Genomic DNA, 26,845 nt, shown 5'->3' on the forward strand with positions numbered 1-26,845 from the left:
CTTTTCGACTTGTAAACCAATTTTTCACCTTTAATATGTATATTAGACAAGAATAAAACAAATTAAACTGCAGATAGGTTTAACATGCCACAAAATCTGGAACTAAAAGTAAGGGTACAATCACATCGAAGATTTCTTACCTGCTTAAAAAATAACAATATACCGTTAGTTTCTCAATTAAATCAGAAAGATATTTATTTCACTTACGATCAAGGATTGTTAAAATTGAGAATAGAAAACGGAAAATATTCTCTTATAAAATATAAGCGGAATGAATCCGGGAAAAGATGGAGCAAATATCAAATATTGTATCTCAACGGCGACGATCCATACAACTATTTAAAGGAGATTCTCCAGATCGAAACAGTAGTTGAAAAGAAGCGCTTTCTCTACATTTATAAAAATACCCGTATTCATCTGGATAAAGTAAAACTGTTAGGATTTTTTATCGAGCTGGAAAATGTATTAAAAGAAAATAAAAAAGATGCATCTCAAGAATTTAATTTTATAGTAGAACTTCTTAATTTGAATAACGAAGAAGAAATAAGAGGTTCATATAAAAATTTAATAGACTCTTTATGATACTAACTAAAGAACACAACCCGATATTAAATATTCCAGATGCTATTGACAGTATTATAACTTCCAAAAAGTTGAACGAAGCATTATTCCTTGTACCGACGAACCGTAAAGCCCGGCATTTAAAGAAAGAAATAATTTCAGGCGTTCCAGGAAATTCAACCGGGAAAATTAACATCGAAACACTTACCACATTAACCTCAGGCATCCTAAACAGGAAATATAATTTTAAGACATTAAGCGATGCCTCTGCATCTGTTTTTATCAAGCAAGCGGTCAATAGCATCGAGCTTCGATACTTCAAGGTATATAACGGAGAAATTCCACACGGCACGCTTGACAGGCTAAAAAATGTGATTTCTGAATACAAGCGACACGGTATTACACCTGAGAATTTGAGAAATTCCGCAGATGAACTCGACTCAAAAGAAAAACAGAAAGCGCTCGACATAGCTGACATTTATGAAATTTTTAAGAAGAAATGTTATTCGACAAAAACATTTGAAATAGGCGACATCTACGAAGAGCTCCTTAACCTAAACAAGAATGAATTTGAAAAATATTTCAGAGACTATTTACCGGAAGTACAATTCATATTTGCAGATGAATTTATTGAATTCACACATCCAGAAATTAAAATACTAAGCAGGATTTCAGACATCAAAAATGTGCATCTGTATATCAATTTCGATTATAACAAAGACAATAAGTTACTTTTTGGTCACCTCAATCAATGCTATTCGTATTTTGAACAAGAAGGCTTTACGAAGATTTTCGATACGTCCATCTATCCTGAAAGTAATTATAAAGTAACATTAAAAGAAAATTTATTTAATCTCACGCCGGTCAAAAAAGAATCAAGGAAAGTACCCGAGCAGGACAAAATCTTACTATTAAAATGTGACGACCGCGAAACTGAAGTGGAAATGATATCCCGAGCAATAAAGAAACTTCTCAAAGAAAATAACGCAGAACCGCATCGTATATGTGTTGCCTTTAATAAAATACAGAATTATTCAGTTATCATAAGAGACGTTTTTAGAAAAAACGGACTTCCAATAAATTTAACCGATCGATTTACACTTGCAAACAACAATGCCGTAAACGGAATTATTAATTTCCTGGAAATCATAGAAAGCGATTTTTTTTATCAAAATATTTTAAGAGCACTGAATAACAATCTCTTAACTACCAGCGATATTTCTGCTTCAAACCTTTATAAAGCGGCAGTAGAATTAAAAATAATTGCTGGGAAAAAAAATTGGAAGACTGCATTAGAAGAGGCAGTAGAGACAGAGAAATATACACTTTACGGTGATGAACCTGGAATTTCTTTCGCACAGGCAAAGCGGGATTTCGATAAGTTAGTAGAGTTTTTAAAGCCCTTCGAGAATTTAAGCCAGGAATTCTCAATCGAGGAATTCGACAAATGTTTGAGAGAATTTATTTATAAATCGGGTTTACCATTCAAGATTTTATCTGACGAAACCGATAAAAATATACTTGAAGAAAATATTAGAGCATTTGAAAAATTTATCGATACTCTCGACGAAATATTTTTCTTATTGTCAGAAGAATACGGAAAAGAGACTAAATTTAAATTAAGCTTTTTTATTGAACAATTAAGAACGATAACGCAGTGGACCCGATATAATACAAAAGAAAAATCCGGATACGGCATTACAATTACTACACTCGATGAAATACGAGGTTTGAAATTCGACTATCTTTTTATCGGTGGACTTTGCGAAGGTGACTTGCCAACAAGATATAATCCCGAAATTTTCTTCAGTGGAAAATATAAAAAAGGCGCAATGATTCATCAATTAGAAGAGCGTTACCTTTTCTACAAAGCATTATGCTCGTGGGATAAACAACTCTATTTATCTTACCCGCTTACAGATAATGGCAGAGAATTAATTAAATCAAGTTTCCTGAACGAACTCGAATCACTTTTTGACATTAAAGAAGTCGACATGTCGGAACTAAATGAGTTTATCTATTCTGAGGAAGAGTGGTTGATGAACTACGGTCGAGGGCAAAAGTGCCAGTACAACTTCTCCAGGAGAAGTATCGATCTCATAAAAACAGCAATAGAAATTGAAGCCACACGTGAACAAAACCAGGAGTCTTTCGAATATAACGGTTTTATTAATTCAGCAACGATGAATAAGTACAGAAGTATTAATAAGGGCAATGTTTTTTCTGTTTCGCAACTGGAAACTTATGCACGCTGCCCTTTTAAATATTTCGTTGAAAGTATATTAATGGTAGAAGCAGAATCACAACCGACAGAAGACGTTGAAGCGAGAGAATACGGAAATTTGTTGCATTATATTCTATTCAAGTTCTACGAAAGCATAAAGAAAAATAGTTTAGATATTACGAATGATAGAAATAAAGCGGAAGAACTTCTCTTTTCAATTGCAGAAAATACACTGGGCGGCACACTTTTTAGATCACCTTTTTCTTTCTTCGACAGAGAAAAAATACTTGGAATAAACAACGACAGAAAACAATCCGTGCTTTATAAATTTCTTGAAAAAGAGATCGAATATGCAAAGAATGGATTTCGCCCTGCATATTTTGAAATCTCATTCGGCAGAAAAAAACTTTCAGATGTTGATAAGGAATTGAGCACCCCGGATGCTGTCGAGATTGCACCTGATGTTAAATTAAGTGGTAAGATCGATCGCATCGATATTTGTGACAATGCCTTCGACATCATCGACTACAAAACTGGCAATAAAACGCCTACAAAATCAGACTTACAAAAAGGTTTATCATTGCAGTTACCGCTCTATGCTCATATTGCTTCGCAATTGCTAAAAAATTATTATTCTATCGAGTTCAATAACCACGAGCTGTACATCTACACATTAAAATACAACAGTAATTCCTTTGGGAAGAATCCTCTTCCTAAATTCAACGACAGGACTTCAAATAATGAAAAAATTAATAATGCCATCGAAAAATCGAAAGAATTTTTCGATGGGATACAGAACGGTAAATTTCACGTATCGACACTTCCCAACAGACAAACAATAGTCTGCAACTATTGTAACTTATCGACAGTATGCCGCGTTAAAAATTATTGAAGCCCTGATATAATTTCACTATTTTTATTATTGTTAATAATGAAAAAATATGGATACTGTCAGAATATTATTTCTCATTATATATGTAAGTTACCTTGGTCCGCTTTTCAGATTTAAGGGACACAAACTATTTTACTTCTTTTTTATTTACGCAATATCAGATCCGTTGTTATTAATTTTGGCAACATCTACAAGTATGGAGCCTTATCATTATTATTACTACCTTTTTATTCTCTTAATCGCAGTTTTCGTTTTACCGGATATTGATATAAAATATAAAGCAGCAATAATCTTCAGCACACTTTTTTATTTATCGATTGACCCTGATTCATTAGATAAAGTGATAGCAATTATTCTTTTGCTATTATTTCTTTGCTTCTATTTTGCGAGTATGTTCTTTAAAGAATTAATTACAAAGAAAAAAGTTTATGTTTATTTATTGGCATTGATTGGAATACATGGAATTATAATTGCTTCTAAATGTCTTTATTACATGGACAACGACCTGTTAAAAGAGCTTTATTCAATACGCTTGTCAATTAATATTCTACTGGTTTTATTAATAACACTTGCAGGACCTGACCTGGCTATACCTATTAATCTTAAGATTTTTGATAAATTGGCAAAAAAAAGGCTCGGCAATCTCGAGTCGCCTTTGACTTTCATTTCCGAGCTCAAAAAATTAGGACTCACCAATCGCGAACTTGAAATATTGAAATATATCGGCGACGGCTATACATCAAAAGAAATTGCCCAAATGTTAAATCTTTCAAAGAAAACTATCGATTACTACAGAAGTGTGATAAAAGAAAAATTAAATGTTAAAACTAAATCAGAATTAATCCAAATCGTTAAAAACAATAGCTTAGAGATTGAGCAATATATAAAAAATAACAACGGCTCTAACATTGAGAATTCTTCTTCCCACCTACAAACTTCAATTAATTGACATTTACGTGTGAATTAGTACTTTTTTAGGATTTTTTCCCCTTTAAAATGGGAATAAGCCCCTACCTACTTCTCCAAATTAAATTTATTTTTGCACTGTTTCGAGGGCACCATTAGGACCGGATCACCAATCCCGATCCGGTCTGCAGTGGTAATCAAAAATTATGATTAAGAACATCAAAACAAGAAAGCACAAAGTTTCTAATATTCTAACTGCAATACTTTATCATCTCCTTACCTTTTTACTTTTTATTGATTCTGTTACATCTCTGCTTTACCCAAAATTATTGTTCGAAAGATTTACGAAGGATCTGCACATTATACCCGAAATTGCATTTTTCGCAGTTACAATAATTCCATTATTCATACTTATACTCAGCACTTTGCTTTGTTTCAAAATAAAAATTAAGTTTGTTTTGATTTCCGTTTTACTGATTTATTGTATCGATCTACTCTCGCATCTAATTCTATTTTGGGGTGGTCAAGGTGTTGCATATTTTGAATTACTGACTAATCTGGTAATAATTTTAATCACATCCTGTCTGTTAACCAACTACAAATAACTTCCGTTTATTGCGGCTGACTTTCGTTCATATTATTCATAATTTTAGATTAAATAAAAAGAAAATCTATGCTTGATAAAGAAACACTAAAAATACTCACCGAGAAATATCCTGTCTATAAAGTAAAGGATATAAATACTGGCTATATCAAACCGATCGACTTGTATAAAAAATTGAATAAAAATAGAACAAGTTACACTGTTGAATTAGTGGGAAAATCGATTGGTAAAAGAGAGATTTATAAAGTAAGGTATGGTAACGGCAAAATTAAAGTTTTAATATGGACACAGATGCACGGCGACGAACCCACTGCAACATCGGCAATACTCGACCTCCTCAATTTCTTCGAACATGAAGATGACATTCATAATTTGAAAAAGAAAATAAAAGAGAACCTCACAATATCAATCATTCCAATGCTCAATCCCGACGGAGCAGAACTATTTACGCGGGAAAATTTAATCGGGATCGACATCAATAGAGACGCATTACGCCTCCAAACTCCCGAAGCTCAAATTTTGAAAGAGGAATTTGAAAAGTTCAAACCCGATTTCGCCTTTAACATGCACGACCAAAATTGTTACTATACAATTGGAAATAGTGATAAGCTGCCATCGATCTCATTTCTTGCACCCCCTTTCGATTATAATGGTTCTATGAATTCAGGCAGAATCAAAAGTATGAAACTCATAGTCGAGCTAAATCAAATCCTATCATCCATTCAGCCCGCTTCTGCTGCTCGATACAAAGATGACCACGAGCCGAGGTCGTTCGGAGACTATTTTTCGAGCAGGGACACAAGTGTTATTTTAATTGAATCCGGTAACTCGATCGAAGGGGATGGAAAAGAACTTATCCGCAAATTGAACTTTCTCCTTCTTCTTGCCGCATTTGATACAATTGCAGATAATTCCTTTATTCATAATGACGAGTCACTCTACTTCGCAATCCCCGAAAATAAAGAACGCATGTACGATTTAATACTCCGAAATGTAACCTTAGAGAGATTCAATCAATCTTTCACAGTCGATATTGGAATTAAAAGAACCAAAAAATACGATACAAATGGAAAAAGATTTTATTACACTAGTAACATAGAAGAAATTGGAGATCTTTCGACTTATACGGCATGGGAGGATTATAACTTAGAAGGATTTACAATTCAACCATTAAAATATTATTACAATGAAAACTCAGCTGCCTTTTCTGACAACTCAGTTAGAGAATTATTAAAAAAAGGATACGGCTTTATTGTCGACACCCTCCAATCAGATAGCATGGTTTATACTACAATGCCAATTAATCTTGCAAGGTCGAATAAGTTTATTGATTATCCCGCAATCGGTCAGCCTGCCAATATGATGTTGTTAAATAAGTCTAATGAATATTATGTTCTAATAAACGGTTTTATTGTATCGAGTAAAGATTTAAATTTCTTACCTGATTTGTCAAATAAAATAAAGAATGCTCTCATATTCGATTAGAATAGTAGATGACGAAAGAAAACAAAATAGCGAACGATAAAGATCTCTATAAAGAATTCGAGCAGGAAGCGATACCGCATATGAATGCTCTCTACAATTTTGCATTGAGATTGACCGGGGATCCCGAAGAAGCCGACGACTTACTTCAAGAAACTTATCTAAAAGCATTCAGATTTTTCGATAAGTTTGAAAAAGGTACAAATTGCAAAGCCTGGTTATATCGAATAATGAAGAATTCCTTTATTAATGACTATCGAAAAGAAACTAAGGAACCTGTTAAAGTTGATTACGAGGACGTACAGAATTTTTACGAATCGATAAAAGCTTCGGAAGTTACATTCAATCATTATCAACCCGATGCATTCAGCAATCTTTTAGACGACGATATTACTGGAGCTTTATCGGATTTGCCAGAAGATTTCAGAACTGTGATAATACTCAGCGATATTGAAGGATTTTCTTACGAAGAAATAGCCGACTTTGTCGATATACCTGTTGGAACCGTCCGTTCCAGACTCCACAGAGCCAGAAAAATGCTCTATTCAAAACTTTTCGATTATGCAAAATCAAAAGGTTTTCTAAAAAAAGCTGGTAAAAACAAGTGATATGAAAAACGTTAAAAATATTATAATGCCGACGGATTTCAGCAAGCTTTCATTATCCGCTTTCGAGTTAGTTAAACAGATATCCGAACTTATAAATGCTGAAATACACGTTATCCACGTAGTAGAACCAAATCCTCCCTTAATTACAATGAAGTCTTACAACATCGATGAGCAGGAAGTTAAATCAAATTACATTGCACAAACCCGTGAAGAACTTGAAAGAATAGTTGATGAATTACGGGATGAAACCGATAGCAAAATAAAATCGGTTCTTTTAACGGGAATCGATTTTGAAGAGATTGTAAAATATGCCGCAGTTTTACACCATCCGAATGAAGCTGAATCGTTAATAGTTATTGCTACCCACGGCAGAACAGGATTGATGCATACATTGATGGGAAGTGTGGCTGAGAAAGTAATTCGTTATTCAAAATGTCCGGTATTGGTTGTACCGCCCAATCCTGATTGATTCTTAAGGTATTTATTTATAACTTTGACGTGCTAAATAATTTCTATTAAACTAAATAAAGGCAGGTGAGAAGAGTGGTAGGCATCATTGTCCAGGAAAATGAAAATATCGATAAGGCTTTAAAACGTTTTAAGAAGAAATACGAACGTTCAGGCATTCTCAAAGAATACAAAAAAAGAACGTTTTACGTTAAGCCATCGATTGAAAAAAGAATGGATATGATCAAGGCCAAAAGAAGAGCTTCACGCGAACAAGCTCTCAGAGACAAAAAGGCTTGAAAAATAAACCCCGACTAATCGGGGTTTATTTTTTCCCGTTGTTTTCAATCAAACTTCCTTTTTGATTTAAAAAATACTTCTTAAAATGAGTGGTAATTTTATCGAATGCCTCGTCGACTGTATTACAAAAATCGAATAATTTCATGTCTTCTTTACTAATTGTACCATGCTCAATTAATGCGTCAAAGTTTATAATTTCTTTCCAGTATGCTTCGTCGTAAATTATAATCTTCATTTTTTTTGTCACTTTCTTTGTCTGTACAAGAGTCAGTACCTCCATTAGTTCATCCATCGTACCAAATCCACCAGGGAATACTATAAGAGCTTTTGCCAGATACATAAACCAGAGTTTTCTCATAAAGAAGTAATGAAATTCAAAAGCAAGTTTATGATCGACATATTTGTTAACGAATTGTTCGTAAGGTATACTTATATTCAGTCCGATTGAATGGCCACCGGCCAGATATGCTCCTTTGTTGGCTGCTTCCATAATACCGGGGCCACCGCCCGTGCAGATAATAAACCTGTTGCCATTGCCGTCAAGCTTCTTCGACCAGAGTGTCAACTTTTTCGAAAGTTCTACTGCATCTTCATAATATTTTGACATTTCAAGGAGTTTAACGGCTTTCTCAAAATTTCGCTTCCCTGCTGGAGTATTTTGCTTTTTTGCTTCATTTACGAGTTTCAATGCGTCTTTTCTCGATAAAATTCTGGCGGAGCCAAAAAAAACAATTGTATCGATAATTTTATTTTTTTCAAATCTCGATTTGGGTTCATAATATTCAGATAAAATACGAATGGTTCTGGCTTCAGCAGAATTCAAGAACTCGGCGTTTTTATAAGCTTTGACAGGTCTCATAGATTTGCCCATTTTTACCTCGGATGGTTTAATAGGAAAGAATTTTAGGGGCGAAAGAACGACCTTCACCCCTTTTATTTAAATTATTGATTCGGTTGTTCTGTCGATTGTTGAGGTAAAACAGGCGTAGCAGGCACTGATTGTTCGCCACTGCCCTGAATTACACTTTCGCGTTCATTTACTGTAGATTTGCCTGGGAGGAAGAACAGGTTGATTAAAATAGCCAATAGAATCAATGTACCTGCCAACCACCAGGTAGATTTGCTCAAAAAATCAGCCGTCCTTCTCGAACCGAATATTGTGCCGAATTGACCTGTGCCACCAAATGTACCTGCCAGTCCTCCACCTTTACTCGATTGCATCAATACAACTACAATCAACAGGAAGGAAACGATCAAAGCTATGGTTACTAAAAAACTGTACATTCTCTTTTCTCCGATGATATTGTAGCGAGGGAGGGATTCGAACCCCCGACACGTGGATTATGATTCCACTGCTCTAACCTACTGAGCTACCTCGCCAATCATTTAAAAATTGGATAGTAAATATAAAGAGTTGCATCCCAAAGTTCAAGAATTTTGTCTTATTGCATTTTTGACTTAATAAATCGTTGATACTCTTTGAAAAATATCCCTGCGGCGGCAGTGTCTTTGTAGGTCAAAATTTTCAATCCCATTTCTCCGATTCTTTTTTCTGTATTCTCTATTCTGTCGAGAGGGTCGGGATGAGTAGATAAAAACAGAGCAATCCCCTTTTCTCCGCTCGATATTTTACCATCATCCCTTAACTTCTCAAAAAAGAATTTCACGCTTCCCGGGTAAAAACGTGTGCCCTTTAAATACAAAATAGAATATTGATCGCTCTCGTCTTCATTTGCGCGACTGTTTGCAAGGAGCGCCAGTCCAGTAAACATATTTGCCGCAAGTTCTGCTAATTGAGTAGGATTATTTCCCAAGACAATACTCATAACAAACGAAATGCCGTACGCGGCTGTTATTCGCTGTGTGGCGTGTCGCCTTTCAACATGTGCAATTTCGTGACCGAGTACACCCGCGAGTGCGGCTTCCGAATCGAGATACTTAAGCAATCCTGTGTAGACGTATACGTAGCCTCCTGGTACAGCAAATGCATTCAGCACAGAATCATTGTCTATGATTTCGAGCTGGTAATTGTACACAGTCCTTTTTTTGACCTCTGGCGAGTTTAATATTTCTTTGAAGATATTATTTTCAATGTATTTTTTTACTTCAGGATTTTTATTGTAGATTGGATATTCTTTAGAATTTTTCCGTATTTCCTCGTCGAATTTTTTACCGAGTCCAACTTCATCGCTGTCAGAAAATAAATTTATACCTGTTGAACAAGCTACGGTGAAAATTATTAGTATGATCGATATCTTCTTCTTCATATAACCTCAAAACTTTTTTTTCTCTTTAATAAATAAATAAAAACAGGAGCCCCAATAATCGATGTAATGGCTCCTACTGGCAATTCAGCAGGAGCAATAACCGAACGTGCAATTGTATCGCACAATATTAAGAAAACTGCTCCAATTATAAAAGAAGCAGGGAAAACAATTCTATTATCTGTGCCAAAAATCAAACGACATACGTGTGGAATTAACAGTCCTACAAATCCAATGATACCACTTACTGAAACAAGCGAGCCAACTAATAAGCCGGTCAATAGATAGGCGATTGTTTTCAAAAGTCTGGTATTGAGCCCTAATTGCTTTGCTGAATAGGTTCCCATACTCAGAATATTAAACTTATTCGAAAGCCCTACCAGGAAAATTGATATAGATAAAGAAACAATTAGCACTGGATATACATGCTCTTTAGGAGCCATTGATATGTTTCCAATTAACCAATAAACAGCCGTTCTTAAAGAATCATTCAAAAAACTCATAATCAATAATATCAGGGCAGAGAAAAAAGCACCGACCATTACACCCGACAGCAAAAGAGTATTTGGTTCGATTTCTCCAAATCTTTTCCCAAGAATAAAAACAATCATCATAACCAGCAAAGCACTTGAAAATGAAAGAACTTGTGTGCCTTCAAAAGTTAATCCCAATACAAAAGAAAGAACTGCGCCGAAAGTACCACCGCTCGAAATACCGAGTATATACGGCTCTGCCAGAGGGTTCATAAGTATTGATTGAAATACTGCTCCTGCTATCGATAAACCACCCCCTATTGCTAAGGCATATAAAATTCTCGGCAGTCTAATGTCGAATATTATTCGCAATAACAAATCGTTCTTTTCGTTCCCGATTAAAATATTTACCAATTTTTTGAACCCAAAATCTGCACTCCCAACTGATATCGAAAATAATACTGTCAGAAGAAGAATTAAGAATAATAATACAATTTTGATTATATAAAGTGTGGGAGTTAGTCTTTTAATTCTGTCCATAATGTATCCAGTAATTCATCAACACCATAGCCGCTAACAGCCGAAAAAACCACTACCTTTCCGTTATAATTATCAAAAGTAAGTGATTTTATTTTCTCAATTTGTTCAAAAGTTAGCAAATCTGCTTTCGATATTCCGTATATTTTTTTCTTCCGGGCTAATGTTTTCGAGTAGTTATTCAATTCCTTAAGGAGTATATAAAAATCGCGTTGATAATTGTCCGAGATGCCTTCAACCATTATAAGTAATATCTTTGTCCTTTCAATGTGTCTTAAAAATTTCAGTCCCAATCCTTTTCCTTCATGGGCACCTTCTATGATTCCAGGAATATCTGCAATTGTAAAACTATCATATTCTTTATAACGGACGATTCCAAGGTTAGGTTCTAAAGTTGTAAAAGGATAGTCAGCAATTTTAGGCCTTGCTGCAGAAACTGCAGAGATCAAAGTTGATTTGCCTGCATTTGGGAAGCCAACTAAACCCACATCTGCAATCAACTTTAGTTCGAGAATTAAATTCTTTTCTTCGCCTTCTTTCCCTTTTTCGGCGTAACGCGGAGTCTGATTTGTGGGTGTTGCAAAATTACTGTTTCCTTTTCCGCCTTTACCGCCTCGTGCTGCTATAAATTGTTTGCCGTCCTCATTTAAATCGCATAGAATTTTGCCCGATTCTTCATCTTTAATAATTGTGCCTACGGGAACTTTAATTATTATATCTTTACCATTTCTGCCGTCTTTTAAAGAATTGCCTCCTGCCTGACCGTCTTCTGCAACATATTTTCTGTTATATTTAAAGTCGAGCAACGTACCCAGATTTGAATCCGCAACGAATATAACATCGCCACCTTTGCCTCCGTTGCCGCCTGCGGGACCTCCCTTTGGAACGTATTTTTCTCTCCTGAACGCAACTGCGCCGTCTCCACCCTTGCCAGCCTTGACGTAAATTTTTGCATAATCGATAAACATATCAGGAATCTTTTCCGAAGTGTTCTGTAATGATTGATTTGAATAGTTCCGCTTCTTTCCCTGTGGAATCGATATTTCTATTGAGTAATGCCTCGTTTATTATTGCGTAGGCTTCATATATATCTTTTGACTTGGAGATATTTTCTATTGTGTTTGTGAATTCTTCAATATCGTAATCGAATATTACTTCAATTATTTTATTGATATCTTTGTTCTCTAGCAACTTATTGATATCAATTTTTTCTTTACTCTTTTCAGCTCTCGAAAGTTCTTCAGTCGATTCTTTAGTTTCATAATTCTCCTCTTTATCCCTCTTTTCTGTCACAGGTTCTTTGAATAATGTAATTTCATCCTCGCTATCCTCCAACTTTTCTCCGGTTATGTTAGCCTTCTCATCTATTTCATCAACATGGATATCGACCCTCGGCGGCTTATAAGTAATTGACACTTCTTCGTCTAACAAACCGTTATCTACTTCTGAATTTTCCTTTTTTTGTTCGTCCGGTTCGTCTGCTTCACTAAACTCTTCTTTAATGGTTTTTTCTTGCTTGTCCTGTTCCTGTGAAATGTCTTCGAATAATGTTTTCTTTTCAATTAATTCTATCTGTTCATCCGTTTCGGTTATTTCAATTTCTTCATCCCTGGTCTCATTTGTTTCTTCCTGTTGTAAATTTTCAGAATCGTTTTCTTTAATTTTTTCTGCCAACTCAGATGAATCAATTTTGTTTATTTCCACTGTTTCTTCTTCTTTTTCCAACTGAATCAACTCTTCATTTTCATCTTCATCTTCTTTAACATCTTCTTCAACTGTTGTTAAAATAGTTCCGAATTCTTTCATAAGGTCGTGGACATTGCATCTAATCGATTTGTCGTCGCCGTAGAGGATTCTTAGCTTTTTTATATGTTGATCGAGTTGTTTTTCTTTCAAAAATTCTTCTACAGCAAGTAGAGGCACTTTATTTTTCTGGAGTTCACCAATATTAAAGAAATCAGCCATCGATTTTAGGGCGTTTAAAATCAAACTTTGCAGATTTGTCTCAATGCCGATATCGTCAATTTTTTTCAGTAAGTCTGAAAATTCTTCTGCATTCAGAGAAATAATTTTCTTTTTGTCGATATAAGATGAAATAATTTTTTTGAGGTAGGAGTAATAATAGAGGTAATTAAGTATTTGTTTAATTTCGAGGGTTGTGCGATGATTGTTCTCGTCGAAAATGAATTTGGTTAATGTCCAGCGCGGGCGAGCGAGAAAATTAGCATTAAATGATGAAGCGTGTAATAATAATTTCGATACAAAGTCGGACGGCAATTTTTTAGTTCTTTTGATTTCTTCATTTATTAAATAAAAGTAGTGAGAAATTTTTTCGCCGCTGTAATCGAAAAAAGAATTGCTCAAAAGTTTTTGCCTATCCTCGAATATGATAAAGTCGATTTCAGCTGAGATATAATTTATGATGGCAGGGTGAAGTTCCAGATTTTTAAGTTGTTCGAAAGTAAAATATGTCCCGAGCCTGTTTATTTTATTCAGGTTAAAGTCATAAATAAATTTTATTTCCCTTTCGAACATAAAAATAAGCTCGTTGAATTAAGTATGAATAAATTATGGAATTAACAATTCAATAATACCAAAAAGGTCAAAAAAAATCCCGACATTCAATGTCGGGATTCAGTCAAACGTCCACCTCTTCGGATTTGATTTTAGCCATTATAAATTCCCTGTTCATTCTGGCAATATTTTTAATGGAAATTCCCTTTGGGCATTCGGCTTCGCATGCGTAAGTATTCGAGCAAGCCCCAAAGCCGAGCTCATCCATCTTTTTGACCATCGCCTGTACTCTTCGGTATCTTTCTGGCTGACCTTGTGGAAGCAATGCAAATTGTGATACTTTTGCGCTAACGAATAGCATAGCAGATGCATTCTTACAAGCAGCCACACATGCACCGCAGCCGATACATGAAGCGGAATCCATAGCTTCCGAAGCAACATCTTTGGGAATTGGAATTGCATTGCCATCGGGCACACTGCCAGTATTGACTGATATAAATCCTCCAGCTTCCATTATTCTGTCGAAAGCCGAACGGTCTACCATTAAATCCTTAATTACAGGGAAGGCTTTTGCACGGAATGGTTCGACCCAGATTGTATCGCCATCTTTGAAATTTCTCATGTGCAGTTGACATGTGGCAATTCTGGGAAGTGGTCCATGAGGGTGGCCATTAATTACAAGTCCACAGGTGCCGCAAATTCCTTCCCGGCAGTCGCTTTCAAATGCGATCGGGTCGAGGTTTTGACTTTCAAGTTCATTGTTCAATTCATCGAGCATTTCGAGAAACGATGAATCGGGCGAAACAGTAACTTTATACTCCTGAAATCCGCCGGCTGCATTTGGAGCCGGTTGTCTCCAGATTTTTAACGTCAAATTTAATTTTTTCTCTTCCATTTTAATACCCTTAACTTTTCAGTATTATTTGTAACTTCTTGTAGCTAACTGAATATTTTCGAATTTGAGTTCTTCTCTTATAAGTTCCCAATTTCCTAATTCTTTGAATATCCAGGCAGCCACATAAGCGTATTCTTCGTCGTTTCTAAGAGCTTCGCCTTCTTCGGTTTGATATTCTTCTCTGAAATGAGCTCCGCAAGATTCATTGCGGTTCAAGGCATCGATAGCCATCAGTTCGCTTAATTCGAGATAATCGGCAACTCTGCCCGCTCTTTCCAGGCATTGATTGACATCTTCGTTTTTGCCAACTACGTTAACATTTTTCCAGAATTCTTCTCTTAACGTTTTAATTTCCTCGATTGCTTCTTTCAAACCTTTTTCATTTCTCGACATTCCAACTTTGTTCCACATAATTCTGCCAAGTTCTTTATGAATGCTGTCGACCGTTCTCTTACCTTTAATCGACAAAAGTTTATTAATCATATTCTTAATATTGCTTTCAGCTTTATCGAACTCTGGATGAGATGTTTTAATTAGTTCAGGTTTCTCAGAAGCTATATAGTTGCCAATTGTATAAGGCAAAATGAAATATCCATCGGCAAGTCCCTGCATAAGTGCGCTTGCGCCAAGCCTGTTAGCGCCGTGGTCGGAAAAATTAGCTTCGCCTGCAACAAACAAGCCGGGTATTGTACTCATCAGGTTATAATCTACCCAGAGTCCACCCATAGTATAATGTGGTGCGGGATAGATCTTCATCGGCACTTCGTATGGATTTTCACCCGTAATGGTTTGATATATTTCGAACAGGTTACCATAACGTTCTTCAATTACTTTTTTACCGAGTCGTTTGATTGCATCTCTGAAATCGAGATAAACAGCTTCCTGGCCCTGAGCACCCCTCCCTTCGTCTACAACTTCTTTAGCCGCTCGGGAAGATATATCGCGTGGACTGAGATTACCATAGGAAGGGTATTTGCGTTCAAGATAATAATCGCGTTCTTCTTCTGGAATATCATTCGGATGTCTTTTATCGCCTTTTATTTTAGAAACCCAGATTCTGCCGTCGTTACGCAAGCTTTCACTCATTAAAGTCAATTTCGATTGACCTTCTCCATGAACAGGCAAGCAGGTCGGATGAATTTGAGTGAAACATGGATTTGCAAATGCGGCTCCTTTTTTGTGCGCACGCCATATTGCAGTAGCATTACTGTTCATTGCATTTGTAGATAAAAAGTAAACATTCGAATAGCCGCCCGTAGCAAGTATAACGGCGTGAGCCGAGTATTTCTCAATCTCGCCTGTTATTAAATTTCTAACGATTATGCCCCTTGCAACACCATCCACCACAACCAGGTCGAGCATTTCCCTGCGCGAATAAAGCTTTACTTTACCTAAATTAATCTGTCGGTTCATTGCCGAATATGCGCCAAGCAATAATTGTTGTCCCGTTTGGCCTTTTGCATAAAATGTTCTTGAAACCAATGCCCCACCAAAAGATCGATTGGCAAGTGTACCGCCATATTCACGGGCAAAAGGGACTCCTTGAGCCACACATTGATCAATTATATTGCCGCTCACTTCGGCTAATCGATACACATTGGCTTCCCTCGAACGAAAGTCACCGCCTTTAATTGTATCGTAAAATAAGCGATAGACAGAGTCACCGTCGTTCTGATAATTTTTAGCAGCATTAATTCCGCCCTGAGCTGCAATACTGTGCGCTCTTCTGGCGCTGTCATGGAAAGTAAAAACTTTGACGTTGTATCCCAATTCACCGAGAGTTGCCGCTGCTGATGCTCCTGCCAGTCCAGTCCCGACAACAATTATATCGTATTTACGTTTATTGGCAGGGCTTACAAGCTTCATATTGAATTTATGATTAGTCCATTTTTCTTCAATCGGACCTGACGGAACTTTAGAATCTAATTTTAACATCAGTTACCTCCGTAAAAAAATAAAAAGTAGATAGGAATCGAGGCAAAGCCAATAACCATTATATAAGTGTAAATATCTCCCAATTTTCTGATAATCGGGAAATATTTATTGTTATTCCATCCGAAAGTTTGAAAGGCACTCTGGAATCCATGTTTCAAATGAAAACCGAGTAATAGAATTGCCACAACATAAAACAATGAATAAACTGGATCCATGAATGCTTGAACTACAATTTCATAATAATTATGAGATTGAGCCAATGGATGACCCAAATTAAACGATACCCAGAATGTGCGTAGATGGATTACCAGAAAAATAAAAATTATGCTTCCGCTCCAGATCATTGTTCTTGAAAATAAAGTACTATTTTCCGAAGAAGCGTTGATTTTATAGTTGATTGGACGAGCTTTTTTATTTCCGTACCATACACGAATGGCGTCATAGATATGAAAAACAAAAATGAGAACAAGTATTAATTCAATAACCCTTACAAGCGGTTTGATACTTTCGAGGTTTTTAACAACTGTGTTGAACAACTCGGGTCCGCCGTAAAGTGTGAGATTATTAATCAGATGAATTATCAGGAAGAGTAACAGACAGACGCCGGTTAATGCCATTATAAATTTTTTACCGATAGACGAATTAAGTGCATTAGCGATCCAACCCATTAATTATCTCCCGTATTTAGATTGTGGTTGAATATAATTATTAGATGTGCCTTTGAGAAATGTGAATGTAAATTCGAAGTCACGATTAATACCGAACTTTAATAATTCTTAAATTAAGATAAGTTTATTAAATATCTTTTTCAAAGGAAATTTTATTGTTGTATTAAATTATATTTTCTATATTCGCTCAGTTCTTAAAAAAGTTTGCGGTGTCTTTAAAGACTTAATAGGGAAACCGGTGAGGTAACACAAATCCGGTGCTGCCCCGCAACTGTGAGGGACATATAAATCCTTCAGCAAAATGCCACTGTACTGTCAAACGGTATGGGAAGGCGCTGATAGGAGTCCCAAGCCAGGAGACCTACCGCAAATTAAGAATAATCAACCTTCGCGGGTGAGGTTGTGATTAACGAATTTTCTCACATTCGTTCGTTCCAATCCCCTAACCCACGAAGTTACAACTTTTTAATCAACCGATTCTTAATTTAAAAAGGAGTAACTTCTATGAAAGCTTCCATCACTTTATTATTAATTTTTTCTTTCTCGTTTTTAAATGCACAAACCGATACGCTTAAAACTACTCTATCGGAAGTTGTTGTAACTGCAACCAAAACCGAAACTCCCTACTACGCAATTGCCAGCTCGGTTACGGTTTTTACACGAGATGAAATTGAAAATTCCAATCTCAACGACGTAATCGATCTATTGAGAAGAGCACCAGGCATTTCTATCACTCAACAGGGAGGACGCGGTAGAATATCATACTCGTTCATCAGAGGCGCAAATTCAAACCATACGCTTGTTTATATCGATGGAATTAAAATGAACGATCCCACTTCACCGAACAACGCTTTCGATTTTGCGAATCTAACAACCGACGATATAGAACGAATCGAAATTGTAAGAGGTCCCCAAAGCACTTTATACGGCGCTGACGCAGCAGCTGGAATTATCAATATCATTACTCAGAAAGCCGGAGCGAACAATTATTCTCTAAATGCTGAAGCGGGGTCACATTCAACATTTAAAGGTGCTCTTAACCTTAACAGCACTATTGGAAAACTCAATTATTTTATTAATCTAAGTAGACATTCAACAGAGGGAATTTCTGCAAGCAATTCGAAATACGGAAACACAGAAGACGATGGTTACACAAATAACGGCATTACCGTTAAACTTAATTACCCGCTACTTAACAATCTTAATGCAGAATTTTTATATAAATATATAAAGACAAATACCGATCTCGATCAAAACGATAAATATGGAGACGATCCGAATTACACTTATAAAAATGAAGACCAGGTTTTCAAGGCAGCACTTAATTATAAGGGACTGGAAAATTTGCTCGAGCAATCTCTGGTTCTTTCAGCAACCAGAAAATTCGCCAACGCAATCGATCTACCTGACGATTTACGACCTTCAACTTCATCTGACAGTTACAATAGAGGGACACGTCTGGCAGCCGATTTTATGAATATATTACATTTGAACTCCAACACAATAACCGCCGGCGTTGCTTACGAAAAAGAAACAGCTTACACAAACTATTTAAGCAATTCGCAATGGGGCGAATATGCCAGCACCTTCCCTGAATCGTCGATGGACAATGTGGGAATTTACTTACAGGATCAAATCAACATAGCAGGTAAAATTTTCATCACAGCAGGAATTAGATTCGACAAACACAGCAAATATGGTAACAAAACCACATACAGATTTGCACCATCTTATTTTATTTCTCAAACTGGCACAAAGATTAAACTTTCATACGGTACTGGTTTTAAAGCTCCTTCCCTCTATTATTTGCTGGATCCACTTTACGGCAATCCTGAATTAAAACCTGAGGAAACAACCGGTCTGGACATTGGAATAGAACAGTCACTAATCGACAACAAATTTATAACTGGCATAACATATTTCCAGCTCGACATGAAAAATATGTTTGGTTATGATGAGAATTATAAAACTATTAATATCGCAGAAGCGGAATCCAATGGCTTGGAAACTTATATTAATTTAAGAAATTATTACGGTGTTGATTTGAACTTCAGTTATACTTACAACAAAACCAAAGACAAGTACTTGGCAAGCGAAGATTATGGAAAAGAACTTTTAAGAAGACCCGCTCATCAACTCTTCTTTTCAGCAGGCTACCAGATAGATCGTTTTTATCTTGCTGCTGAGTTAAAATATAAAGGTAGCCGATACGACAAAGATTTTTCGGTTTATCCAGCTCAAAGAGTGGAATTGAGTCCTTACACTCTTGTTAATTTTTCGGTTTCATTTAAATTGACTGATAAAATTAGATTGTACGGAAGAATTGATAACATCTTTAATGAAGATTATGAAGAAATACTTTATTATGGAACTTATGGAAGAAGTCTTTATGGAGGCATTAAATTAAGTATGTAGCTTTTAACGCTGCTTCGTATTCGATAAAAAATGCGAAGCAGCTTTTTTATTAATTATTTTATAAAATTCCGAAAGCTTTCTTCCTTGCAACTGAAGTACTTCCCCGGGTTTCATATTTTTTAGATGGAGATTTTCTATTCGCACTCGTACAAGTCGCAATGTAGGATAACCAACAGAAGCCGTCATTCTTCTAACCTGTCTGTTTTTCCCCTCAATTAATGTAATACTTAGCCAGCAAGTAGGTATGTTTAATCTTTTTCTAATAGGTGGAATTCGTTCCGGAAGGTCGGGAGACTCAATCAACCTGACTTTTGCAGGCAATGTTTTCATTCCTTTAATAAACACTCCTTTTCTCAATTTATCGAGTGCTTCTTCATCGGGAATTCCTTCAACCTGTACATAATACTCCCGCTCGTGACAATAATCTGGATTTAATAAAATATTATTTATTTTTTTATCGTTAGTAACCAATAACAAGCCTTCGCTATCCATATCTAATCTACCAACAGGATAGACATCTTTCGGAAACGGGAAAAGTGATTTTAATGTAGGTCGTCCCTGATTATCAGAAAATTGAGAAAGCATCCCGTATGGTTTATAAACCAAGTAGTATCTATACTCTTTCATGATCGCACGGTAGAATTATTGTAAAGCGAGTACCTTCGCCTTCTTTGCTTTCTACTGTAATTTTTCCGTTGAGTTTCTCAATCATTTCTTTACATATCAATAATCCCAATCCAGTGCCGCTTTCATTCTGAGTCCCAGCTGTCGAGCGGTTACTGCCTGGTTTGAACAAAGTTCTCAATCTCTCGACTGGAATTCCTACTCCTGTATCCTGTATCGAAATTTCCAGAGTGTCCGAATTGAATTCGCAGCGTGCAATAACTTTGTCGCCGTCGTCCGAATATTTAATTGCATTACCTATCAAATTATTAAAGATGGAATTGAGCATATATTCGTCGCTCTGAACAACGGCTTTCTTATCAATTTCATTCAATAACTCAATATTTTTCTTTTTAGCATTTGGCATATGCAGATTATAAACTTCCTGCACCAGCTCGTATAAATTAATTTCTTTTATTTCTATTTCCATTCTATTGGTTTTTAAGCGCGACCATTCAAGGAGATTAACTAAAAGATTGTAAATATTTTTCGTTGAGGAACGAATTCCTTTGGCAATTTCAAGTTTAACATTGTCGTCCAATTCGTTGAATTCCTCATAAAGCATTTCCGAATAGCTAAGTAAACCCTGGAAAGGATTTTTAAGGTCGTGTGAAATTACAGAAAACATTCTGTCTTTATCTCTGTTGGATTGCTGAAGTTCCTCTGCCTTTTCGAGTAATTTTTTCTCCGTTTCTTTTCTGAGTTGTATTTCTTCCATTAATGTATTATTGAGGATTTCGAGCTGCTGAAGTTTGAGGTTAAGTTGATTCTCGAGTTCCCTGCTTTTATTCTTTATCTTTTTTATCAGAAAATAAACTAAAATGCTCGCCAGTAAAGAGAGCAGCAGGAGAAGTATAAGTATTAGTTCAAGGTTTATATTCATTATGAATACATAACTTAAAGATATCCAATCAATTTAAAATAGAAAAAGCAGGGCTCATTTGTAAAGAGGAGGGAGAAATAAAAAGGCTGCCAGAAAGGCAGCCTATAATTGTCAAAGGGATTTATAAGTAAACCACCAATCGTATCCTTCTTTTGAGGATTTTCTTTTTTCGGCTTCTGCTATGTCTTTCGGCGGTGGTATGATTACTTTATCCTTAATCAATTCGTTATTGGGCCAGTTTTCGGGCATAGCCACTTTATTAATATCCGAAATTTGAAGTGCTCTTAGAGCTCTCAATACTTCGTCAACCTGCCTACCGATTTCCTGTGGATAGTAGATCATAAGACGGATGACACCATTCGGATCAATTAAAAATACCGCCCGTACAGTATTTGTACCTTTACCTGGATGTACCATTCCAAAGGCTTCGGCAACTTTGCCCATATCGTCTGCGATAATAGGGAAAGGAATTTTAACGCCGATTTTTTCTTCGATCCATTCGACCCATTTAATATGCGAGAAGACCTGGTCGATTGAAAGCCCCAGCAATTCTGCATTTAGTTTTTTGAATTCGTCATTTCTCTTTGCAAAAGCAACAAACTCGGTCGTGCACACTGGTGTAAAGTCTGCCGGATGACTAAAAAGTACAATCCATTTACCTTTGTAATCACCAGGAATATTTTTTATACCGTGAGTAGTTTGAACTGTTAACTCTGGCATTTTGTCGCCAATCAATGGAATTCCATTTCTTACCTGTTCCATTTTTCCTCCTTAGTTATTAATTAATGATTTAAGCATCCACAGATTTTTCTGGTATTTCTGAGCAAGACCATATAACAGTCCCGCTGTAATTTCATCCCTGAATTCGTCTTGAATTTTTATAGCATTTTCAATTATACGATTTGTTACAAGTTCATAGTCGTTTGTAAATGTACGCACCATTTCCTCGGCAGCTGGATAGTAATTTTCAGTTTCGCCGATTTGAGAAAGTCTTAGAAATTCGCTTAATGTCCCGGGCGCATTAACTCCAAGGGCCCGAATTCTTTCAGCCACTTCATCAATATCTTCAGCCAGTTCATCGTACAATTTTTCAAATATTTCATGCAAGCGATAAAAATGTCCGCCGGTTACATTCCAGTGATAGTTTCTCGCTTTTGTGTAAAGCACAAATTGATCCGCCAGAACTGTTTTAAGAAGTTCAGCGGTCTCAACATTAACGCTATTTGATACTTGAGTTTTCATCTTCTTCTCCTTTTGTTTAATTAAAACTAACATTATTAAGTCAATTTGTGTGCCAGAATAATTATCATATTAACTCATTTATTAACAATATCTTAGAATATTTTATTTTCCAGCATTGATGTTGCAACTATATTTAGTTATATTTTGCAACGATTATTCGTAAAACAACTATTATTCGGTGCAATGATGAACGATTTGAAACTAAATACAATCAGTTATTTAACTCCTGCAGTTACGATGGATATCTTGCTTGATGCTATCCAGGAAATAGTCCCTTATGAACTTGCTGTAATTCTAAGTCGTGAAGGAGATGATAAATTGAAGGTCCGTTATGCAAAAGGGCTGCTGGTAACCGATGAAATCTACAATTTTGCAGTTGACCTGAAAAAAAGAACTGACATACGTGATGTACTTATTTCAGGTAATGTTAAATTAGTAGAAGAATCGAAAGATCCCCATCACGAAGACACTTACAAAGGAGTAATCGATCTCCCTTTGGGACATTCGTGTATGTTAGCTCCTCTGAAGATCCATGGAGATATCCTCGGCTTGATGACGCTCGACCACCGTCAGTGCGACATGTTTACTCCTATGAGGGTAAATTTAACAAGCACATTATCCAAATTAATTTCTCTTGCACTTGCTCAATCAATTATGAACGATTCGTTATTGAGTGAAAAACAAACTTTGATTTATGAACGCAATTCTTTATTGGGTGACATTTCATCGGTTCTCAAAGGTCTGGTTGGTAAATCTCAAAAGTGGACTCAGGTAATAGAAAAGATTAAGCTGGTTGCCCCTACGGAATCGCACGTAATGATATTGGGCGAAACTGGTACTGGAAAAGAACAGGTCGCAAAAGCAATCCATGCTCTATCAAATCGTTCTGACAAACCATTTATTACACTCAATTGTTCAGCATTGAATTATAATTTAGCTGAAAGCGAATTATTTGGACACGAAAAAGGAGCTTTTACAGGAGCAATCTCTCAAAGACGCGGAAGGTTTGAACTTGCCGATGGCGGCACTTTGTTCCTGGACGAAATTGCTGACCTGCCTTTCGAAATACAACCGAAATTATTACGTGCAATCCAGGAAGGCACATTCGAAAGACTTGGCGGCGAAATAACTATTAAATCCGATGTTAGAATCATTTGTGCTACCAACGTAGATTTATTCGAAAAAGTAAAAGAAGGAAAATTTCGGGAGGATTTATATTATCGATTGAATGTATTTCCAATAAAACTTCCACCACTGAGAGAACGCAAAGATGATATTTTCTTACTGGCAAATTATTTTATTGAGAAATTAGGAGAAAAATTAAATAAACCAAATATAGCTCTTTCAGAAGCTGCATTAAATAGACTCACAGACTATAGCTGGCACGGAAATGTTCGTGAACTGCAAAATACTCTCGAACGAGCAATTATTTTGTGCAATTACGGAATTATCAAACCCGAGCATATTATTTTTGAATATGAAGAAATTAAAAACAATTCAAATGACGAAGACAACACGGTAGCGCCTTTTGACGAAGAAATCAAAAAAATTATACTCAAAGCTCTCAAAAAATCGAAAGGGAAAATTTATGGTCCAGATGGTGCAGCCTCCCTATTAAAACTTAAACCAACAACTTTGCAAAGCAAGATGAAAAAACTCGGTATATCTTAATCGGCAATGTTGACCTTACTTAACTTCGAATGAATTTCAGGTATCATCATTAGGGCGGCAGATCCATACCATGGCTTTATTTCCATCCTGAGAACCCCTGCTTTAACAGCAGGATCGGATTCGGTGAGTTGTTTCGCTTCCTCCATCGACTCGACATCAAAAATGAAAATTCCTCTCAAATCTCCGTTGTCCAGAAAAGATCCTGCTAAAATTAATTTCTTGTCTTCTCCAAGTTTTGTGATATTTTTCAGGTGAGCTCTTTGAATTTCATTTCGTTTTGCCTCATCTTCAATTTTGACGTCACCTCGAAAGAGAAACACCATAAAATATTGCTTCATACCGTACTGATCGGCACCAACCTGTTTTGCTAATGTTGAATCATAGCTGCCACTTTGAGCTGAAGTCTTTGCCGTTATCATTAATAAAATAATTGCTATAATAACCGGTGAAAGATTTAAGTTTGTCATTGTATTTCCTTGTAATGTTTCACCGGCAAATTACGTAAAATTTCTGAGCTATACTCAGGCGTAATATCTCTTTGTGGTTCTGCAAGCATTTCGTAACCTACCATAAATTTTTTGACCGTTGCTGACCTCAATAATGGTGGATAAAAGTGCATGTGAAAATGCCATTCTTTATGGTCTTTACCATCTGTCTGCGCCTGATGTAATCCTGCCGAATACGGGAACGATATCTTAAATAAGTTATCATACTTGGTTGTAATTGTTTTTAGAATATCGGCAAAGTCTTTTTTTTCCTTTTTTCTGAATTGCAAAATATTTGCAATTGGTCGGCGTGATACAATCAAAGTTTCGTACGGCCATACAGCCCAAAAAGGGACAAGCGCTACGAAGGATTCGTTGCTATAAACCAAACGTTCCTTTTTGCGTAACTCAAGTTTTATATAATCCTGGAGTAAAGTTCTTTTATTTTTATGAAAATACTTCTTGAATTGTTTTAATTCTTTGAGAGGTTCATTGGGAATTTCTTCCTGCGCCCAAATCTGGCAATGAGGATGTGGATTACTATTCCCCATAATTTTCCCTTTGTTTTCGAATATTTGAACGTATTTAATAAAAGGTTTACTTCCAAGAAGTTCAAATTCATTCTGCCAGACAGTTATAACATTTTCAATTTCTTCAATATTCATCTCCGCCAGAGTTAAATCGTGTCGTGGAGAAAAATTAACCACTCTACAAATTCCCTTCTGGCCTCTGGCTACGAGTAAATCTTTTTCATTGAAATTGAATTCAGGAGTTTCTTCAAGGAGTGCAGAAAAATCGTTAGTGAATACAAAAGTTGTTTTATAATCAGGATTTCGCTCGCCATTGGCTCTTACATTACCGGGGCATAGATAACATTCTGGATCATATTCGGGTCTTTTTTCCTCCTGTGTTTCTGATTGTTCACCCTGCCAGGGTCTTTTTGTCCTGTGAGGAGAGCAAAGCACCCATTCACCAGTTAAAATATTCAATCTTCTGTGCGGGTAATCCGTTAAATTTGAATTCTTCATAACTCGACAATTTCCGTTCCGTTGTTTATTGATGTTACATAAACTTCGACGTCAATACCGAATTTTTTTCTATAATTTTCTTTTACCTTTTGAGCGACCGAATCAACATATTTATTTTCTATCAAATTAATAGTGCAACCACCGAAACCGCCGCCCATCATCCTTGCACCGTAGACACCGTTCTGATCTGAAACCAGCTCGACAAGATAATCGAGTTCAGGACAACTTACTTCATATTCTTCACTAAGACCTTTATGAGAATAATACATATACTTGCCGAATTCCTGAAGATTATTTTCACTTAATGCACTGCATGCATTTAACAGCCGTTCGTTTTCTTCAATTACATATTTACATCTCTTATAGATTACACCATCAAGTTTATCGCGGCAATCTTCAAGCATATCGAGAGTAACGTCTCTGAGCGAATTAACATTTTCATATTTTTGTTTAATTATATCGACGCCGGTCGTACATTCTTTCCTTCTTTGATTATACTCGGAAGAGGCCAAAGAGTGTGAAACGTTTGAATTAAAAAGCACAACTGAAACATTGTCAAATTCGAAAGGGAAATAGTCGTAGTCGAGACTTCGACAATCGATTCTCAATACATTTCCTTTTTTGCCGAAAATGTTGATATACTGATCCATGATTCCGCATTGAACTCCGACGAATTGATTTTCAGCTCTTTGCGCCAGTTTAACCAATTCGATTTTTTCGAATCCAAGATTAAATAATTTATCCAGTGCAAAAGCCAGTCCTGCTTCTATTGCAGCCGAAGACGAAAGTCCCGCTCCGATCGGTATATCCCCCCCAAATACACAATCGAATCCCTTAATTTCTTTGCCAGCTTTTTTAATCTGGTCGACAACGCCGATTAAATAGTTTGCCCAACTTTTTTCCGATTTATTTATATCATCCACACTAAATTTCCATTCATCATTTAAATCGTAAGCAAATAGGTTTATCCTTTTATCATTTCTCGGCTTAATTGCGAAATAAATTGCTTTGTCGATAGCTGCAGGGAGTACATATCCCAAGTTATAATCCGTATGCTCGCCAATAAGATTAACTCTGCCGGGCGATCTAATTATGACGGGTTCACCCTTAAAAAGCTCGCTGAATTTTTCTTTAATCGACTCGATCAT

The 26,845-nt window shown here is 36.1% G+C and carries 26 protein-coding genes, 1 tRNA gene and 1 riboswitch; of the genes, 10 read left to right on the forward strand and 17 right to left on the reverse strand.

Annotated features, from left to right (window positions below; translation table 11 throughout):
• The first annotated feature begins 84 nt into the window (after window positions 1–84).
• From ACSSV9_RS00445 to rpsU, 8 genes are all read left to right on the forward strand, one after another.
• The gene (locus ACSSV9_RS00445; RefSeq protein ID WP_437345265.1) at window positions 85–582 is read left to right on the forward strand and encodes a CYTH domain-containing protein; all 498 of its coding nucleotides are present in this window, start codon (window positions 85–87) and stop codon (window positions 580–582) included.
• The gene (locus ACSSV9_RS00450; RefSeq protein WP_437345266.1) at window positions 579–3,677 is read left to right on the forward strand and encodes a PD-(D/E)XK nuclease family protein; all 3,099 of its coding nucleotides are present in this window, start codon (window positions 579–581) and stop codon (window positions 3,675–3,677) included. Before ACSSV9_RS00445 ends, ACSSV9_RS00450 begins: the two co-directional genes overlap by 4 nt.
• Window positions 3,678–3,873: 196 nt before the next feature.
• The gene (locus ACSSV9_RS00455) at window positions 3,874–4,626 is read left to right on the forward strand and encodes a response regulator transcription factor (protein WP_437345267.1); all 753 of its coding nucleotides are present in this window, start codon (window positions 3,874–3,876) and stop codon (window positions 4,624–4,626) included.
• Between the two features lie 163 nt (window positions 4,627–4,789).
• Complete coding sequence (locus ACSSV9_RS00460) at window positions 4,790–5,188, forward strand: hypothetical protein (protein ID WP_437345268.1); 399 nt, start codon at window positions 4,790–4,792, stop codon at window positions 5,186–5,188.
• 68 nt (window positions 5,189–5,256) lie between these two features.
• Entirely contained in the window at window positions 5,257–6,672 is a 1,416-nt protein-coding gene (locus tag ACSSV9_RS00465) for a M14 family zinc carboxypeptidase (RefSeq protein WP_437345269.1), read from the forward strand.
• Window positions 6,673–6,680: 8 nt separating this feature from the next.
• Complete coding sequence (locus ACSSV9_RS00470; RefSeq protein ID WP_437345270.1) at window positions 6,681–7,277, forward strand: sigma-70 family RNA polymerase sigma factor; 597 nt, start codon at window positions 6,681–6,683, stop codon at window positions 7,275–7,277.
• A gap of 1 nt (window position 7,278) precedes the next feature.
• The gene (locus ACSSV9_RS00475; RefSeq protein WP_437345271.1) at window positions 7,279–7,746 is read left to right on the forward strand and encodes a universal stress protein; all 468 of its coding nucleotides are present in this window, start codon (window positions 7,279–7,281) and stop codon (window positions 7,744–7,746) included.
• A gap of 74 nt (window positions 7,747–7,820) precedes the next feature.
• Window positions 7,821–8,024, forward strand: a complete 204-nt coding sequence (gene rpsU, locus ACSSV9_RS00480) for a 30S ribosomal protein S21 (protein WP_437345272.1) — start codon at window positions 7,821–7,823, stop codon at window positions 8,022–8,024.
• Window positions 8,025–8,049: 25 nt separating this feature from the next.
• Here the strand turns inward: rpsU and ACSSV9_RS00485 are convergent, their stop codons facing one another.
• From ACSSV9_RS00485 to ACSSV9_RS00530, 10 genes are all read right to left on the reverse strand, one after another.
• Entirely contained in the window at window positions 8,050–8,895 is an 846-nt protein-coding gene (locus tag ACSSV9_RS00485; protein WP_437345273.1) for an LOG family protein, read from the reverse strand.
• A gap of 71 nt (window positions 8,896–8,966) precedes the next feature.
• Complete coding sequence (secG, locus tag ACSSV9_RS00490; RefSeq protein ID WP_437345274.1) at window positions 8,967–9,308, reverse strand: preprotein translocase subunit SecG; 342 nt, start codon at window positions 9,306–9,308, stop codon at window positions 8,967–8,969.
• A gap of 22 nt (window positions 9,309–9,330) precedes the next feature.
• Window positions 9,331–9,404: transfer RNA gene (locus ACSSV9_RS00495), tRNA-Met, on the reverse strand.
• A gap of 62 nt (window positions 9,405–9,466) precedes the next feature.
• Window positions 9,467–10,291 carry a M48 family metalloprotease gene (locus tag ACSSV9_RS00500; RefSeq protein WP_437345275.1) on the reverse strand — a complete coding sequence of 275 codons (825 nt, stop codon included), beginning with the start codon at window positions 10,289–10,291 and terminating at the stop codon, window positions 9,467–9,469.
• A complete protein-coding gene (locus ACSSV9_RS00505; protein ID WP_437345276.1) occupies window positions 10,288–11,301 on the reverse strand; it encodes a FecCD family ABC transporter permease in 1,014 nt (337 codons plus the stop codon). The genes ACSSV9_RS00500 and ACSSV9_RS00505 overlap by 4 nt, the downstream gene beginning before the upstream one ends.
• Window positions 11,280–12,266, reverse strand: a complete 987-nt coding sequence (gene obgE / locus ACSSV9_RS00510) for a GTPase ObgE (protein WP_437345277.1) — start codon at window positions 12,264–12,266, stop codon at window positions 11,280–11,282. The genes ACSSV9_RS00505 and obgE overlap by 22 nt, the downstream gene beginning before the upstream one ends.
• A 1-nt stretch (window position 12,267) precedes the next feature.
• Complete coding sequence (locus tag ACSSV9_RS00515) at window positions 12,268–13,833, reverse strand: ligand-binding sensor domain-containing protein (protein WP_437345278.1); 1,566 nt, start codon at window positions 13,831–13,833, stop codon at window positions 12,268–12,270.
• Between the two features lie 103 nt (window positions 13,834–13,936).
• Window positions 13,937–14,707, reverse strand: a complete 771-nt coding sequence (locus tag ACSSV9_RS00520; RefSeq protein ID WP_437345279.1) for a succinate dehydrogenase/fumarate reductase iron-sulfur subunit — start codon at window positions 14,705–14,707, stop codon at window positions 13,937–13,939.
• Between the two features lie 24 nt (window positions 14,708–14,731).
• On the reverse strand, window positions 14,732–16,642 hold the full coding sequence (locus ACSSV9_RS00525; RefSeq protein ID WP_437345280.1) for a fumarate reductase/succinate dehydrogenase flavoprotein subunit: 1,911 nt from the start codon (window positions 16,640–16,642) through the stop codon (window positions 14,732–14,734).
• Window positions 16,642–17,310, reverse strand: coding sequence for a succinate dehydrogenase cytochrome b subunit (locus ACSSV9_RS00530; RefSeq protein WP_437345281.1), 669 nt, complete (start codon window positions 17,308–17,310; stop codon window positions 16,642–16,644). Before ACSSV9_RS00530 ends, ACSSV9_RS00525 begins: the two co-directional genes overlap by 1 nt.
• Window positions 17,311–17,500: 190 nt before the next feature.
• A riboswitch (cobalamin riboswitch) is annotated at window positions 17,501–17,693 on the forward strand.
• 121 nt (window positions 17,694–17,814) lie between these two features.
• Between ACSSV9_RS00530 and ACSSV9_RS00535 the strand changes: the two genes are divergently transcribed.
• A complete protein-coding gene (locus ACSSV9_RS00535) occupies window positions 17,815–19,725 on the forward strand; it encodes a TonB-dependent receptor plug domain-containing protein (protein ID WP_437345282.1) in 1,911 nt (636 codons plus the stop codon).
• 3 nt (window positions 19,726–19,728) lie between these two features.
• On the opposite strand, the gene ACSSV9_RS00540 is transcribed toward ACSSV9_RS00535, so the two are convergent.
• The 4 genes from ACSSV9_RS00540 to ACSSV9_RS00555 form a co-directional block, all read right to left on the reverse strand.
• Entirely contained in the window at window positions 19,729–20,352 is a 624-nt protein-coding gene (locus ACSSV9_RS00540; protein WP_437345283.1) for a pseudouridine synthase, read from the reverse strand.
• Entirely contained in the window at window positions 20,339–21,271 is a 933-nt protein-coding gene (locus ACSSV9_RS00545) for a sensor histidine kinase (RefSeq protein WP_437345284.1), read from the reverse strand. The genes ACSSV9_RS00540 and ACSSV9_RS00545 overlap by 14 nt, the downstream gene beginning before the upstream one ends.
• 111 nt (window positions 21,272–21,382) lie before the next feature.
• Window positions 21,383–22,033, reverse strand: a complete 651-nt coding sequence (locus tag ACSSV9_RS00550) for a peroxiredoxin (protein WP_437345285.1) — start codon at window positions 22,031–22,033, stop codon at window positions 21,383–21,385.
• Window positions 22,034–22,042: 9 nt separating this feature from the next.
• Window positions 22,043–22,513: a Dps family protein gene (locus ACSSV9_RS00555; protein ID WP_437345286.1), complete on the reverse strand. Its 471-nt coding sequence runs from the start codon at window positions 22,511–22,513 to the stop codon at window positions 22,043–22,045.
• A gap of 186 nt (window positions 22,514–22,699) precedes the next feature.
• Between ACSSV9_RS00555 and ACSSV9_RS00560 the strand changes: the two genes are divergently transcribed.
• Complete coding sequence (locus ACSSV9_RS00560) at window positions 22,700–24,184, forward strand: sigma-54-dependent Fis family transcriptional regulator (protein ID WP_437345784.1); 1,485 nt, start codon at window positions 22,700–22,702, stop codon at window positions 24,182–24,184.
• Here the strand turns inward: ACSSV9_RS00560 and ACSSV9_RS00565 are convergent.
• From ACSSV9_RS00565 to ACSSV9_RS00575, 3 genes are read right to left on the reverse strand one after another with little or no spacing between them, the layout of a single operon-like run.
• Entirely contained in the window at window positions 24,181–24,651 is a 471-nt protein-coding gene (locus ACSSV9_RS00565) for a YciI family protein (protein WP_437345287.1), read from the reverse strand. The genes ACSSV9_RS00560 and ACSSV9_RS00565 overlap by 4 nt on opposite strands.
• Window positions 24,648–25,697, reverse strand: a complete 1,050-nt coding sequence (locus tag ACSSV9_RS00570) for a UDP-glucose--hexose-1-phosphate uridylyltransferase (protein ID WP_437345288.1) — start codon at window positions 25,695–25,697, stop codon at window positions 24,648–24,650. Before ACSSV9_RS00570 ends, ACSSV9_RS00565 begins: the two co-directional genes overlap by 4 nt.
• Window positions 25,694–26,845 carry a galactokinase gene (locus tag ACSSV9_RS00575; RefSeq protein WP_437345289.1) on the reverse strand — a complete coding sequence of 384 codons (1,152 nt, stop codon included), beginning with the start codon at window positions 26,843–26,845 and terminating at the stop codon, window positions 25,694–25,696. The genes ACSSV9_RS00570 and ACSSV9_RS00575 overlap by 4 nt, the downstream gene beginning before the upstream one ends.

Source organism: Melioribacter sulfuriphilus (assembly GCF_051488685.1).
In the GTDB taxonomy this organism is placed as follows: Bacteria; Bacteroidota; Ignavibacteria; order Ignavibacteriales; family Melioribacteraceae; genus Melioribacter.

What these genes read in the sequence shown, in the direction of transcription:
- ACSSV9_RS00445 (WP_437345265.1), top strand. Translation starts at nt 85, where the DNA reads ATGCCACAAAATCTGGAACTAAAAGTAAGGGTACAATCACATCGAAGA.
- ACSSV9_RS00450 (WP_437345266.1), top strand. Translation starts at nt 579, where the DNA reads ATGATACTAACTAAAGAACACAACCCGATATTAAATATTCCAGATGCT.
- ACSSV9_RS00455 (WP_437345267.1), top strand. Translation starts at nt 3,874, where the DNA reads ATGGAGCCTTATCATTATTATTACTACCTTTTTATTCTCTTAATCGCA.
- ACSSV9_RS00460 (WP_437345268.1), top strand. Translation starts at nt 4,790, where the DNA reads ATGATTAAGAACATCAAAACAAGAAAGCACAAAGTTTCTAATATTCTA.
- ACSSV9_RS00465 (WP_437345269.1), top strand. Translation starts at nt 5,257, where the DNA reads ATGCTTGATAAAGAAACACTAAAAATACTCACCGAGAAATATCCTGTC.
- ACSSV9_RS00470 (WP_437345270.1), top strand. Translation starts at nt 6,681, where the DNA reads ATGACGAAAGAAAACAAAATAGCGAACGATAAAGATCTCTATAAAGAA.
- ACSSV9_RS00475 (WP_437345271.1), top strand. Translation starts at nt 7,279, where the DNA reads ATGAAAAACGTTAAAAATATTATAATGCCGACGGATTTCAGCAAGCTT.
- ACSSV9_RS00485 (WP_437345273.1), bottom strand. Translation starts at nt 8,895, where the DNA reads ATGGGCAAATCTATGAGACCTGTCAAAGCTTATAAAAACGCCGAGTTC.
- secG (WP_437345274.1), bottom strand. Translation starts at nt 9,308, where the DNA reads ATGTACAGTTTTTTAGTAACCATAGCTTTGATCGTTTCCTTCCTGTTG.
- ACSSV9_RS00500 (WP_437345275.1), bottom strand. Translation starts at nt 10,291, where the DNA reads ATGAAGAAGAAGATATCGATCATACTAATAATTTTCACCGTAGCTTGT.
- ACSSV9_RS00505 (WP_437345276.1), bottom strand. Translation starts at nt 11,301, where the DNA reads ATGGACAGAATTAAAAGACTAACTCCCACACTTTATATAATCAAAATT.
- obgE (WP_437345277.1), bottom strand. Translation starts at nt 12,266, where the DNA reads ATGTTTATCGATTATGCAAAAATTTACGTCAAGGCTGGCAAGGGTGGA.
- ACSSV9_RS00515 (WP_437345278.1), bottom strand. Translation starts at nt 13,833, where the DNA reads ATGTTCGAAAGGGAAATAAAATTTATTTATGACTTTAACCTGAATAAA.
- ACSSV9_RS00520 (WP_437345279.1), bottom strand. Translation starts at nt 14,707, where the DNA reads ATGGAAGAGAAAAAATTAAATTTGACGTTAAAAATCTGGAGACAACCG.
- ACSSV9_RS00525 (WP_437345280.1), bottom strand. Translation starts at nt 16,642, where the DNA reads ATGTTAAAATTAGATTCTAAAGTTCCGTCAGGTCCGATTGAAGAAAAA.
- ACSSV9_RS00530 (WP_437345281.1), bottom strand. Translation starts at nt 17,310, where the DNA reads ATGGGTTGGATCGCTAATGCACTTAATTCGTCTATCGGTAAAAAATTT.
- ACSSV9_RS00535 (WP_437345282.1), top strand. Translation starts at nt 17,815, where the DNA reads ATGAAAGCTTCCATCACTTTATTATTAATTTTTTCTTTCTCGTTTTTA.
- ACSSV9_RS00540 (WP_437345283.1), bottom strand. Translation starts at nt 20,352, where the DNA reads ATGAAAGAGTATAGATACTACTTGGTTTATAAACCATACGGGATGCTT.
- ACSSV9_RS00545 (WP_437345284.1), bottom strand. Translation starts at nt 21,271, where the DNA reads ATGAATATAAACCTTGAACTAATACTTATACTTCTCCTGCTGCTCTCT.
- ACSSV9_RS00550 (WP_437345285.1), bottom strand. Translation starts at nt 22,033, where the DNA reads ATGGAACAGGTAAGAAATGGAATTCCATTGATTGGCGACAAAATGCCA.
- ACSSV9_RS00555 (WP_437345286.1), bottom strand. Translation starts at nt 22,513, where the DNA reads ATGAAAACTCAAGTATCAAATAGCGTTAATGTTGAGACCGCTGAACTT.
- ACSSV9_RS00560 (WP_437345784.1), top strand. Translation starts at nt 22,700, where the DNA reads ATGAACGATTTGAAACTAAATACAATCAGTTATTTAACTCCTGCAGTT.
- ACSSV9_RS00565 (WP_437345287.1), bottom strand. Translation starts at nt 24,651, where the DNA reads ATGACAAACTTAAATCTTTCACCGGTTATTATAGCAATTATTTTATTA.
- ACSSV9_RS00570 (WP_437345288.1), bottom strand. Translation starts at nt 25,697, where the DNA reads ATGAAGAATTCAAATTTAACGGATTACCCGCACAGAAGATTGAATATT.
- ACSSV9_RS00575 (WP_437345289.1), bottom strand. Translation starts at nt 26,845, where the DNA reads ATGATCGAGTCGATTAAAGAAAAATTCAGCGAGCTTTTTAAGGGTGAA.